Source organism: Marinilabilia salmonicolor, assembly GCF_003003035.1.
In the GTDB taxonomy this organism is placed as follows: domain Bacteria; phylum Bacteroidota; class Bacteroidia; order Bacteroidales; family Marinilabiliaceae; genus Marinilabilia; species Marinilabilia salmonicolor_A.
In genome coordinates this window covers 1-12,450 of the sequence record NZ_PVTS01000024.1, presented here as the reverse complement: position 1 = coordinate 12,450, position 12,450 = coordinate 1, and the positions used below count along the sequence as shown (strand labels likewise).

Sequence of the window (12,450 nt, the reverse complement as noted above, 5' to 3'; positions counted from 1 at the left end):
GTCTTTATCTTACTTCCGATCCCGGTTTTATTTTTGTTCCGGGAGCTACAAAATCCAACCTGCCATCGGCATCTTCAGCCATCAGAATCATTCCCTGAGACTCAATACCCTTAATTTTTCGGGCTGCCAGATTTACAAGAATAGAGACCTGACGTCCTACGATGTTTTCAGGTTCAAAAAACTCAGCGATGCCCGAAACAACGGTTCGTTTATCTATTCCGGTATCCACTTTAATCTTCAGCAACTTCTTGGTTTTAGCCACTTTCTCAGCTTCAAGAATCGTACCCACCCGTATGTCCATTTTGGTAAAATCATCGAAGGTGATATCTGCTTTAGCGGGTACTGCTTCCTTATTTTCGGCCTCATTACTGGTTTTGGTCTTTGCCAGACGTTCCAGTTGGGCCTGAATCTGGGCATCTTCTATTTTCTCAAACAACAATTCAGCCTCATTAATTTTATGAGCAGGTTTCAACAATTCTGTTTTTCCGCATCTGTCCCATGACAAATCCTCCATAGCGAGCATTTCACGCATTTTGCGAGCAGTAAAAGGCAGGAAAGGCTCCATAACCAATGCCAGATTCGCTGTGATTTGCAAAGCAATATTCATGATGGTTTTTACCCGCTCCGGATTTGTTTTCTGAAGCTTCCAAGGCTCAGTATCTGCCAGGTACTTATTTCCCAGTCGAGCCAGATTCATTGCCTCCCGAACAGCTTCGCGGAATTTAAAAGCATCCAGACTCTTCTCGATCCGGGTAACCAAAGCAGGAATCTCCTCCAGCGTCTCCACGTCGAAAGGCTCTGTTTCGCCAATCAGAGGCACCTGACCATCATAATATTTATGGGTAAGTACCACCGCCCTGTTCACAAAATTCCCCAGGATGGCGACCAATTCATTGTTGTTGCGTGCCTGAAAATCCCTCCAGGTAAAGTCGTTGTCTTTGGTTTCCGGAGCATTGGCCGTTAAAACATAACGTAAAACATCCTGCTTGTCTTTAAAATCAACCAGATACTCATGCAGCCATACTGCCCAGTTTCGGGAAGTGGAAATCTTATCTCCTTCCAGATTCAGGAACTCATTGGCCGGTACATTATCGGGAAGATTAAAAGAACCTTCGGCTTTCAGCATAGAAGGAAACACAATACAGTGAAATACAATATTGTCCTTGCCGATAAAATGAATCAGCCGTGTTTCAGGATCTTTCCAGTATTTTTCCCAGTCGGGTGTTAACTCACGGGTAGCAGAGATGTAACCGATTGGAGCATCGAACCACACATAAAGCACTTTTCCTTCACCGCCTTCAACCGGCACAGGAACTCCCCAGTCAAGGTCGCGGCTAACGGCGCGGGGTTGTAACCCCAAATCGAGCCATGACTTACACTGACCATAAACATTGGGTTTCCACTCTTTATGGTCTTCCAGAATCCATTTCTCCAAAAATTTCTGGTGCTGATCAAGCGGAAGATACCAGTGTTTGGTTTTACGCATTACCGGGGTACTCCCGGAAATCATTGACTTGGGGTTTACCAGGTCGGTAGCATTCAAAGAAGTTCCGCAACTCTCGCACTGATCACCATAAGCACCGGTGCTGTTACAATGTGGACAGGTACCTGTGATGTAACGGTCGGCAAGAAACTGTTTGGCCTCCTCATCATAATACTGATCGGTCTCCTTTTCCACAAAAGCGCCGTTGTCGTATAACTTCTTAAAAAATTCGGAAGCTGTTTTATGATGCATTTCACTGGTAGTCCGCGAATAGATATCGAAACTGATACCGAATTTCTCAAACGAGTCCTTTATCAGATTGTGATACTTGTCCACAATATCCTGCGGTGTAACCCCTTCCTTTCTGGCTTTAAGCGTAATGGGAACGCCGTGCTCATCTGAACCCCCGATATGCAATACATCCTCACCCTTCATCCTCAGGTATCTCACATAAATATCGGCAGGCACATAAACACCGGCCAAATGACCCACATGAACGGGGCCGTTGGCATACGGCAGGGCAGTTGTAACAAGTGTTCGTTTAAAATTACTCATAATTTCTCCAATCTCTGGTATGTGTATTTTCTTGAAAACAAATATATTATATCGTAACTTTCTCCAAAAATCCGGACAACAGCAAGTACTTTTGAAGGGATTTATTTATCTTCACAAAGATAACCAAAGATGTTAAAAACTTATATACAAAGCAGTAAGATATGTCAATTGCCATACCTCCCTTCATAAAAAAAGGAGCTCTTTTCGGCCTGGTTTCCCCTGCCGGAAAAACCGATCTGAAAGTGGTGGAAGATGCCGAAAAATTTCTGGAAGCCAACGGGCACAGAAGCCGCAGAGGGAAATATGCCTCCTGCGAATACCACCAATTTTCAGGAACGGACGAACAACGAATAACAGATATGCAGGCGTTCCTGAATGATCCTGAAGTTGATGTAATATGGTGTTGCAGGGGCGGATACGGAACTTCCAGAATCATTGAAAGACTGGATTTCTCTGCCATGCCCCGGAAACCCAGGTGGATTGTAGGGTTTAGCGACATTACCGTTTTTCATGCAGCCCTGCAAAACATTTACAATGTAGCATCCATACATGGCCCAATGCCGGTAAACCTTCAACCGAATGACAAAAATCAACAGGATTTCCGACACCTTTTGGAGTTGCTAAGCGGAAAAGATTTTGCCATCAACACTCCACCCCATCCCTTAAACAGATGGGGAACAGCAGGTGGATTACTTACCGGGGGTAATCTGTCATTGCTTTCAACACTGACAGGGACAAAATATGATTTTGATCCGCATGGAAAAATTCTGTTTATCGAAGAGGTAGGAGAACAACTTTACCATCTGGACAGAATGATGCAACACTTGAAACTGGCCGGAAAACTTAAAAACCTCTCCGGACTGGTTGTCGGCCAGCTCACCGAGATGAACGACAAACCAACACCTTTTGGTTTATCAGCAAATGAAATAATCATGGAAACTGTTCAACACTATGATTACCCCGTAATATTTGATTTCCCCACAGGACATGCAGACCTTAATGAGCCCCTGCTGATGGGTGTTCAGACCCACATTCAGGTTAATAGAGAAGGAGGCATGCTTATCCGATCTTAAATGGTTTCTGTCCATAAAGTCCCGTTTACTGCGTTACGCCATTAGCGGAAATTGCTCATTTACTCAAGTAAATTCCGCATTTCCGCTAATGGCAAGCCTTGCAAACGGAACCTTCTTAACAGACACAGCAAACTTGAGAAACTTACTTAGTTTATAGACAGACTATATAGAGTCCGTCTATAAAAGTCGGAGAAATTTATTTTTAGGCCTGTTTATGGTCAGAAACTATATAGTCCAAAAACAAGCCGGAGAATCAGTTCGTTTCAGGGAAAATCAAAGTTTAAAACCGGAGTTCCCCCTTAAGGTTTATCAAGAATTTAACATATTCACCAAAACAAAAAAAACCAATGGCCCGACACAACAAACTGGGACAAAAAGGAGAAGATAAAGCAGCAGCCTACCTGCTGGACAATGGCTACCGCCTGGCTGCACGCAATTTCCGCTACGACCATAAAGAGATTGACATCATTGCATGGGATGATGATCAACTGGTTATTGTAGAGGTGCGCACAAGAGACTCTGATATTCACGAGCACCCCAGAGACAGCCTTACACCCACAAAAATAAATGCGATTATTTACGCCGCAGAAGCCTACATCATGCAAAATGAACTGGATTGTGAAACCCGGTTTGACCTGATTTGTTGGTTACCCAATAAAAAAGATGAGGAGTGGGAAATGGAACACATCGTGGATGCCTTCCACTCCACACCGTAACTTGCAGTGCCTGCAGACAACAACGAACCTGATTGACTTTAACGATAAATCAGACCTAATCTGAATTATTCATAAATTATCTATTACAATATTCAACTACCGGCTAAATACAGGCGTCCTCAATAAAATTGACCTGAGAATAAATTATTATCCCCTTCATCAATTTCCTTTGCGGTTGCCCGTATTTATTGGTACTTGAACATCTCAGGACGAAAACTTAAAAAAAGACCAGGTTACATGAATATTGAAGAATTCAGAGAGTATTGTCTTTCGCTACCGGCGACCTCCGAGGACCTCCCCTTCGACGAGACATCACTGGTTTTTAAGGTGGGAAAGAAAATGTTTGCACTAACCGATCTGGAAGGGCCGTTTTGGATAAATCTCAAATGCGACCCGGCTAAGGCCATAGAGTTGAGAGAACAACACCCGGCAGTAAGACCCGGATATCACATGAGTAAAAAACACTGGAACACCATTGAAGTGGATGGTTCGGTCAGCGATGATTTAATACGCCAATGGACCAAAGATTCGTATGACCTGGTAGTGAAAGGTATGACCAGGAAAGAACGAGAAAGCATCGACCGCTGACTTCGACAACGATCAGGCAGCAGGTGCAGGCAGCCGGCTCGGAGATGCCGGCTGCTTCGGCCTGAAAATCTGCTATTCCTTTTTCCGAAAGATATCTTTCATACGGTCGAGAAGCGACTTGCTCTTATCCTTCCTCCCATCATTTTTCACATCCGTACTATCTGTTGAAGCTGCTTCTTCTTTATCTTTTTCTTTTTTATCCCTGTCACCGCCAAATAAGCGTTCAAAAAAGTTCATATCCGGATCTTCCTCAGAGAAATCGGGACAATCCACTTCAGCCAGCAACTCTTCCGGCAGAGGATAGAAACTCCGTCTGCCAATACCCACCGAAAGCGAAGAGTTCTCCACCTTTTGCATAAATCGTCCAAAAACAGGCAGGGCGGTATAAGCCCCCTGTCCCATCGATGTGGTACGAAATCTGATTCCGGGGCTTTCGGCCCCCACCCAGGCACCCGCTACCAGGCCGGGAGAAAACCCGATAAACCAACCATCAGCATTGTCCTGGGTGGTTCCTGTTTTCCCTGCAAGATCGGTTTTTAAACCATAAACACTTCTTAAAGAACGAGCCGTTCCACGCTCAACAACCCCTTGCAACATATGCACCATATACCGGGCAGTTCTCTCCTCAAAAGCTGCATCGCGCAATTCAGCTGGTTTTGCTTCATAAAGAAGCTTCCCCTCAGCATCTTCAATACGCAAAAGACTTTGCAGTTCTATCCCGTTTCCATAATTCGCAAATGCTGTATAAGCCCTGATCATTTCAAATAATGAAAGATTGGCTGTTCCCAGAGCCACGGACGGCACATTAGGCATATCACTATCGATACCTGCATCATGAGCAAGCTCTATAACATCATGAGGTCCGGTCTCCACGCCTAATTCAGCCGCTACCGTATTTACTGAATTAATCAGTGCCCCCTGCAGGGAGTAAAAACCATCATGTTCCCCATCACTGTTGGAGGGCGACCAATCATCATACTGCCGGTAAACACGTCTTTCATTACTGATATAATCACAAGGCTCATAGCCCTCTTCAATGGCAGTCGCATACACAAAAGGCTTAAAAGTACTTCCCACCTGTCGCCTGGACAACACATGATCATACGGGAAAAACTTGAAATTTGTGCCTCCCACCCAGGCCAAAATTGCACCATCAGAAGGATTCACTGCCAAAAAACCTGCATGCAACTGACTGATGGCCCAGGCAACTGAATCAGCAGGAGACATCTTAATTGTCCTCTCTTCTCCATCCTCAAGAATAACCGTACTAACCGGAGTCTCCATGACATCCATGATTTCCGCTTCGTTCTTTCCTTGCTTTTTCAAGGCCTGATATCTGGAAGAATTCTTGAGAGCGGTAACATAAATTTCGGGATGCCCCTCCCAGGGATTTCTGTTTTTCCAATGGCGGTTAAAATCCTGTTGTAAACGAACCATTTGATTTTGAACAGCCTCATTGGCAAATTCCTGCAACTGCGCATTCAAAGTGGTATAGATTCGCAAGCCATCTCTGTAAAGATTAATTGAATCCCCGTAAAGTTCTTCCAGTTTTTTCTCAGCACTTCGGCGCACAACCTCCATAAAATAAGGTGCAGGGCCATTGTTTTTATCCAAAACGCGGTAGTTGAGTCCCAATGGAAGTTCCCGGTATTCCCGGCCCTGCTGCTCAGTTAAGAACCCCTGAGTTACCATTCTGTCAAGCACAATATTTCGCCGCTCGATACTGCGGTCGGGATGAAGACGGGGATTGTATAATGTATTGGCAGCCAACATTCCGATAATGGTTGCAGCCTCATGCGGTTTCAACCGGGAGGAAGATTTGTTAAAAAAACGATTGGCTGCAACTTCAATACCATAAATGTTTTCCCCAAAGGGAACAGTATTCAGATAAAGATTCAGGATTTCAGCCTTGGTGTATATTCCCTCCAGACGAGCTGCCGTAAACATTTCCCGCGCTTTGTTCACCGGCAGCGACAAAAATTTGTAATCTCTTCTGGGATACAAGTTTTTAGCAAGCTGCTGACTAATGGTACTGCCACCTCCCTGGGCCTTGTCGCCCATAAGAACAGAATGCACCAAAACTCTCCCCATACTTATGTAATCGAGCCCTTTGTGTTCAAAAAACCGGCTGTCTTCAGTGGCCACTAAAGCATTGATTACGTGCTCGGAAATATTGCTGTTTTCAATATTCCGTCGGTTTTCAATATAATACTTACCGATCATCTTTCCATCGGCAGAATACACTTCGGAGGCATCAAAATTCTTTATTTTAGCCAACTCCTCCTCTGCCGGAATGCGGCCAAACAAACCGATGTAAACCAATGACAGAAAGACGGCCAAAAAGGCAATTCCTGCCAGAAACAGCTTAAGGAAAAATTTTAAAACCTTTATCTGCAATCGGCCGGAACTTTTTGCCTGCTCCCGCTTTCCGCCGGAATTATTTTTCTTCTTCATTTATCATTTTTTTTCAAGAAACCACCGGGCAGTATCCTTTACAGAAGTGTCAACGGTGCGAAAAGAAAAATTGAATTTTTCAGAAAACTTACGGTTAGAATAATAAGCCCTGCTGTGCGCAGCCCGGGCAGTATCTTTAGTAATGGCCGGAGCTTTCCCGAAAATAGCACAAAGTGTATGATTGATTCGCCATCCCATTTCGGTAAGAACATAACCAGCTTTAAGGAAAGGAGCACGCTTATTTAAGGCCCGTGCCACCAGAGAGAAAAAATCTTTAAAGCTCATATTCTCCCCATTGAGAATAAAGCGTTCATTAACCACATCGCTCCTGATGAGTAAAGAAACTGCTTCGGCCACATCACGAACATCCACAAAGCCGGTTACCCCGGTAGTGTAAAACGGCATTCCTTTACGAACGGAATAAAACAGACGGCCACTGCTTCGTTTCCAATCCACCGGTCCTATAATTACTGAAGGATTAACAATAATCACAGGCAATCCCTCCTTGGAAGCTCTCCACACCTCCATCTCGGCACGAAATTTACTGTGCGAATAAGCAGAACGGTTATCATCCGGCTGCCACTCCACCTGCTCATCCACTTCCTTTCCCTCGGGATGACGCCCCAAAGAAGAAATAGAGCTGACAAAACAAAATTTCTCAATTTTATTTTCAATACATGCGTTGACAAGATTGGCCGTTCCATCCGCATTGACCTTAAGCATTTTCCGTGCCTCTTTAGGATTAAAAGAGACCATCGCCGCCGCATGAATTACGTATTGAACTCCCTCCAGGGCTTCTTCAAGCGAATAATAATCGGTAAGATCCGCCTCCACCCATTCCACTTGTCGCAACAATTCATCAGCGCCGCCCTTTTCATAAAACCGAAAAAGTTTCTCAACCTCTCCGATGGTGCTTTGCCGGCGACAGGTAGCTCTTACCTGCTCACCCTGTTTTGTTAGACTGTATAAGATGTGTGAACCAACCAGTCCTGTAGCTCCTGTAAGTAGTATCATAAAAACAAAGGTAGTTTTTTACCAGTGAAAGTGAATAGTCTGTTTCAAATTGGTGGAAAGACTTAAGGGAACCGGGCTTATCCCTGCCACGCTTTCAATAAGTTTCTTGTCTTCTTCGGAATACCCCTTGTCCGGGAAAAAGAATTTCACCACTACTTCTGCCACCCGCCGGGGATCACTGGCCATTATTTTAGTAATTTCCACCTCCGTTCCTTCAATGTCGATTCCATTGTCCATCGCTTTTATTCCCATGATCGTAGTGATACAACTCCCAAGGGAAGTTGCGAGAAGGTCGGTGGGAGAAAAAGCCTCTCCCTTGCCCCGGTTGTCCACCGGAGCATCAGTAATAATTTTATTTCCTGACTGAAGATGTGTGCTTTCCACCCTCAGATTACCGAGGTATCGGCTTTTTACGGTAACATCCATAAGTTCTTTTTTTCGAATCTGATTAAACGATTTAGCCTGATCTATTCATGAAAAATCGTGATGAGATGTTCAAACATCAAGAAATAGTGACAATCGCAAATAAAAATGATGAAGGAAATAGTGAATTATTTTCAAATCATTTTTATTGAGAATGTCCATATTTCGCAGAAGGTTGGGCATCGTAATAGATAATTTATGAATAGTTCGGGTTAGGGTTCTGAAAAAATTGTTTCTAATTTAGCATTTCATTTGATATCAAAACAACGCATGACAATATCTGTTTCAATAAATTTAAAAAGAATATTATGTTTTCAGGAATAGTTGAAGAAGCTGCCACGGTTACAGCAGTAGAAAAAGAAAAAGGAAATGTGCATCTCACATTAAAATGTTCGTTTACCGATGAACTTAAAATAGACCAGAGTATTTCTCACAACGGTGTTTGTCTGACGGTTGTAAAGAAAGAAGAAGATACCTATACCGTAACGGCCATCAGTGAAACGCTGGAAAAGTCGAACCTTGGTCATCTGAAACCCGGAGATAAAGTGAATCTGGAGCGCAGCATGCCCATGAATGGCAGACTGGACGGTCACATCGTGCAAGGTCATGTAGATCAGACAGCAAAATGTGTGGAAGTTAAAGAGGCAGATGGCAGCTGGTATTTTACTTTTCAGTACGATGTGGATAAAGAGAAAGCAGGACAAGGTTACATGACGGTTGAAAAAGGATCTGTTACCGTAAACGGAGTAAGCCTGACAGTGGTTAACAGTAAAGACGACCGCTTTTCGGTGGCCATCATTCCTTACACTTACGAATTCACCAACTTCCACCAGATTAAGGAAGGAAGTGTGGTAAATCTGGAGTTTGATATCATTGGGAAATACATCAGCAGATTACTGCATTTCAGAGACTAAGTAGTTTCTGTCCATAAAGTACCATTTGCTGCGTTACGCTCATCCGAAAATTACTCATTTACGATGAGTAAACTCCGTATTTTCGGACTTCGCAAGTCTTGCAACTGGCACTTTCTGACCAGAAACAGCTCTAAAAACAGAATTTACTTAGTTTATAGACAGGCACTAAATAGTGTTTGTCTATAAAGTCCAACTTGCATCGTTACGCTGCCAGCAAATTGCTCATTTACGATTAAGATTGCTTCGGACGTTGCCCTCGCAATGACAATGCACTGGACAAAAGAGAGGGGAAAAGGGGGCGGCAGCGCCGCCCCCTTTTCCCCTCTTCTCTGCAGCGTGGCGTTGACAGTGCGAGGGCTCAGCCCGAAGCAATCTCTAATCATCCACACGTAATATGAACCTGTTCCAATATTTTTTATAGAATTCAGAATGTCAATGTCATACGGTTTTTCTTTTATCTAGCTTGAATTGTAAGTCGTCTTATATCAAAACATTATAGCATACAGTTAGATTTTTGCTTATCAGGCAAAACTTTCTTCAGAATGTTGAAAAATGGCTTTTGGGTCAATATTTTTTCTTCTGCCTCTTAAAATTCTCCCCGTTGGTCACTAACTTCTAAATTCTAAAATTCTAACAATTTATTGCAGAAAGTTAAAACCATTCCATCAATAATAAAGTGCTTGAAAGAAAACGCCAATTGCTGCGTTAGGCTTGCACTTGACGCTTTCTTATTAAGCACACCAGGCAACCCGGATTTTTCTTTCTGGCATTAAATATCATTAGTTTTTTTAAACAAAATGCATTAAATTAGAGATTCGTCCCCTAACTAAAAACAAAATAGTGCCAATGTACGGATTCAGAAAGAAACTTCTCATATTGATGCTTTTACTGACGGCATCAGCGATGCTTCTTACCGGTGTTCCGGGAATATTTTTTGCGCGTCAACAAGCCAATAATGATGCACTGGCCCACATGAAGCAAATTACACGGCTGGCCTCATCAGATGTGGAAAAACAATTCACCCACATTGAAGAAGTTTCCATGGCTCTGGAGGCCGTTATCAGAAGTACTTTCGACAAATCAACCGACTTCAGGGACGATGCTTCCCTAAATAGATACAAACAAAAAATCACTCCGCAACTACGGGAAATCCTCCACCTTATGCGCCCAATGAGTTTGTGGATTGTTTTTAACACGGAAGACTTTGAGGGAAGGCATACCATCAGCTTCTTTGACAAAAAGGGAAATGGTGTTTATCACCGAAGCAAAGAATACAGCATTCAGGAAAAAGATCTTTTTCACCCTTCCATGAATTGGTGGACACGGGCCCTAACGCAGGGAGAAATATGGACGCTCCCCTACTACTGGCAAACCTGGAATATGGAAGTCATCAGTTACTCACGCGCCGTTTATGTGGATTCCACCTTGATCGGATGTCTGGGATCTGATTTTCTTTATCATGAACTGGAGGATCACCTCGACAGCATTTTTAATTTCAATACCGGATGTCTGATTCTTTTGAATGAAAAAAATGAATTGGTTTATTCATCCTCAGGGGGTCAGCCTCTGCCTGACGAGACCCTTGAACTCATCAAACAGCTACCTGAAAACACGGACAGCAGACTTCTGCCCCACCCCGGCAGTAAGAATTTTATACACTCAGTGAGCCAACTTCGAAATGGATGGTCGGTGGTTCTTTCTGTATCCAGAAAAGAGATTTTCACCGATGCCAACAAACTCATGTTTCATCTTGGCATAGTTTTTCTATCAGGCTTTATCATTACCATCCTGCTGGCACTCTATTTCAGCAAAAACGTAACATCACCGGTAAAATACCTGCTTCGAAAGTTCAGACGAGCGGCTGATGGGGATTTAGATACCAGAGCGAACATACAAACAAAGGATGAAATGCAGGAGTTGGGAGACCACTTCAACAAAATGATGGAGGAACTTCAGAAGTCATTCAATGACTTAAAGTCAGCTCAAAACAAACTAAGCCGTGAAAAAGAGCGGGCACTGGAATCCGACAGTCTAAAATCCTCATTTCTAGAGAATCTGAGTCATGAAGTTCGAACACCCTTAATGGCCATTGTGGGATTTTCGGAACTAATGGCCGATCCCGCATCGACTGAGAGGGAGCGGGAAGATTTCTTTTCGCACATTGCTCAAAACAGCAATCAACTGGTAAGATTTATAGAAGATACGCTACTATTCGCCCAGCTGGAAAAAGAGCAAGCCCCTGTGAGGATGAGTCAATTCAAAATTCAGGATGCCCTGCTGGAACTTAAACAGGAATTTGAATCATTTCGTCGGAAACAAAAGCCGGATCTTTTTTTCAGGACATTGTCGGATGATTGTGACATGACCATTTACAGTGATCCTGCACTTTTGAAACGCATGATCCGATACCTGCTCGACAATGCCTTTAAGTTTACAGACAAAGGAGGAGTCACATTGTTGTGCCGAAGTACGGATCATCATTTCGAAATAATTGTCTCCGATAGTGGCATCGGGATTTCTGACGATAAAACAGATTTGGTATTCAGAAAATTCTGCAAAGTCGTGGAATCCAATACCCGTGTTTATGACGGCGCCGGCATTGGACTTACCAACGCGCGGGGCATCGCTTTACTGCTCAATGGCACCATAGAACTCTCCTCCACCCGGGGCGAGGGGACTTCCGTTAAAGTTTCTTTCCCGCTCAACAACGAGGTCTGACGAGAAAAGAAGTATCTTTACCGACAAAATCAACAGTCGCATTTATGACATTTACAAGTAAGTTGCTGACTCCGGGGCTCCGATCAATGGGGATTTCGTGGGTTATCAGACATACCCTTCAAAGAAAAAAAACCACCATCCTGATGTTTCATCGACCGGAGTCGCAGTTTTTCGACAAAGCCATCACTGCCCTGAAAAGACGATACAACATCATTCCTCTTTCCACATACTTCGAATCGATTAAAAGCAAGGAAGTTAAACTCCCTGAACGGGCTTTGGTTCTCACATTTGATGACGGATGGGCCGAAAACTTCGGGATATTTCCCATCCTGAAGAAACACCATGTTCCCGTTACCATATTTCTCATTTCCGGCATTGTCAACACCATGCATCACCCGTGGTTTTACAAAGTTAAGGGTATCCACCCCAGCAAAACCTTATTCCTGGAGTAATTTTTTATCAATAAATTGCGGCAAAAGTTCTTTGAAATTTTCGGCAGGTGTGATGTGGAT

Annotated in this window: 10 protein-coding genes; 6 read left to right on the top strand and 4 right to left on the bottom strand. The window is 43.5% G+C overall.

Features of this window, described 5'->3' with window-relative positions; all coding sequences use genetic code 11:
* Positions 1–4: 4 nt before the first annotated feature.
* Positions 5–2,038, bottom strand: coding sequence for a methionine--tRNA ligase (gene metG, locus BY457_RS17590; protein ID WP_106154643.1), 2,034 nt, complete (start codon positions 2,036–2,038; stop codon positions 5–7).
* Positions 2,039–2,199: 161 nt separating this feature from the next.
* On the opposite strand from metG, the gene BY457_RS17585 reads away from it, so the two are divergent.
* The 3 genes from BY457_RS17585 (at position 2,200) to BY457_RS17575 (ending at position 4,415) form a co-directional block, all read left to right on the top strand.
* Positions 2,200–3,111, top strand: coding sequence for a S66 peptidase family protein (locus BY457_RS17585; RefSeq protein WP_106154642.1), 912 nt, complete (start codon positions 2,200–2,202; stop codon positions 3,109–3,111).
* A 347-nt stretch (positions 3,112–3,458) separates the two neighbouring features.
* Positions 3,459–3,827 (top strand): YraN family protein, encoded by a 369-nt coding sequence (locus BY457_RS17580; RefSeq protein ID WP_106154641.1) that lies wholly within the window; start codon positions 3,459–3,461, stop codon positions 3,825–3,827.
* Positions 3,828–4,064: 237 nt separating this feature from the next.
* Positions 4,065–4,415: an MmcQ/YjbR family DNA-binding protein gene (locus tag BY457_RS17575; RefSeq protein WP_106154640.1), complete on the top strand. Its 351-nt coding sequence runs from the start codon at positions 4,065–4,067 to the stop codon at positions 4,413–4,415.
* Positions 4,416–4,487: 72 nt separating this feature from the next.
* Here BY457_RS17575 and BY457_RS17570 read toward each other — a convergent pair whose 3' ends face one another.
* From BY457_RS17570 to BY457_RS17560, 3 genes are read right to left on the bottom strand one after another with little or no spacing between them, the layout of a single operon-like run.
* The gene (locus BY457_RS17570; RefSeq protein ID WP_106154639.1) at positions 4,488–6,869 is read right to left on the bottom strand and encodes a penicillin-binding protein 1A; all 2,382 of its coding nucleotides are present in this window, start codon (positions 6,867–6,869) and stop codon (positions 4,488–4,490) included.
* Positions 6,870–6,872: 3 nt separating this feature from the next.
* Positions 6,873–7,883, bottom strand: coding sequence for an NAD-dependent epimerase/dehydratase family protein (locus tag BY457_RS17565; protein WP_106154638.1), 1,011 nt, complete (start codon positions 7,881–7,883; stop codon positions 6,873–6,875).
* An 18-nt stretch (positions 7,884–7,901) separates the two neighbouring features.
* Positions 7,902–8,309, bottom strand: a complete 408-nt coding sequence (locus tag BY457_RS17560; protein WP_106154637.1) for an OsmC family protein — start codon at positions 8,307–8,309, stop codon at positions 7,902–7,904.
* 305 nt (positions 8,310–8,614) lie between these two features.
* On the opposite strand from BY457_RS17560, the gene BY457_RS17555 reads away from it, so the two are divergent.
* The 3 genes from BY457_RS17555 (at position 8,615) to BY457_RS17540 (ending at position 12,390) form a co-directional block, all read left to right on the top strand.
* Positions 8,615–9,220 (top strand): riboflavin synthase, encoded by a 606-nt coding sequence (locus BY457_RS17555; protein WP_106154636.1) that lies wholly within the window; start codon positions 8,615–8,617, stop codon positions 9,218–9,220.
* Between the two features lie 846 nt (positions 9,221–10,066).
* Complete coding sequence (locus BY457_RS17545; protein ID WP_106154634.1) at positions 10,067–11,938, top strand: ATP-binding response regulator; 1,872 nt, start codon at positions 10,067–10,069, stop codon at positions 11,936–11,938.
* A gap of 44 nt (positions 11,939–11,982) precedes the next feature.
* Positions 11,983–12,390, top strand: coding sequence for a polysaccharide deacetylase family protein (locus tag BY457_RS17540; protein ID WP_258176787.1), 408 nt, complete (start codon positions 11,983–11,985; stop codon positions 12,388–12,390).
* The last annotated feature ends 60 nt before the right edge of the window (positions 12,391–12,450 follow it).

Coding starts and splice junctions, on each gene's coding strand:
- metG (WP_106154643.1), bottom strand. CDS start 2,038: ATGAGTAATTTTAAACGAACACTTGTTACAACTGCCCTGCCGTATGCC.
- BY457_RS17585 (WP_106154642.1), top strand. CDS start 2,200: ATGTCAATTGCCATACCTCCCTTCATAAAAAAAGGAGCTCTTTTCGGC.
- BY457_RS17580 (WP_106154641.1), top strand. CDS start 3,459: ATGGCCCGACACAACAAACTGGGACAAAAAGGAGAAGATAAAGCAGCA.
- BY457_RS17575 (WP_106154640.1), top strand. CDS start 4,065: ATGAATATTGAAGAATTCAGAGAGTATTGTCTTTCGCTACCGGCGACC.
- BY457_RS17570 (WP_106154639.1), bottom strand. CDS start 6,869: ATGAAGAAGAAAAATAATTCCGGCGGAAAGCGGGAGCAGGCAAAAAGT.
- BY457_RS17565 (WP_106154638.1), bottom strand. CDS start 7,883: ATGATACTACTTACAGGAGCTACAGGACTGGTTGGTTCACACATCTTA.
- BY457_RS17560 (WP_106154637.1), bottom strand. CDS start 8,309: ATGGATGTTACCGTAAAAAGCCGATACCTCGGTAATCTGAGGGTGGAA.
- BY457_RS17555 (WP_106154636.1), top strand. CDS start 8,615: ATGTTTTCAGGAATAGTTGAAGAAGCTGCCACGGTTACAGCAGTAGAA.
- BY457_RS17545 (WP_106154634.1), top strand. CDS start 10,067: ATGTACGGATTCAGAAAGAAACTTCTCATATTGATGCTTTTACTGACG.
- BY457_RS17540 (WP_258176787.1), top strand. CDS start 11,983: ATGACATTTACAAGTAAGTTGCTGACTCCGGGGCTCCGATCAATGGGG.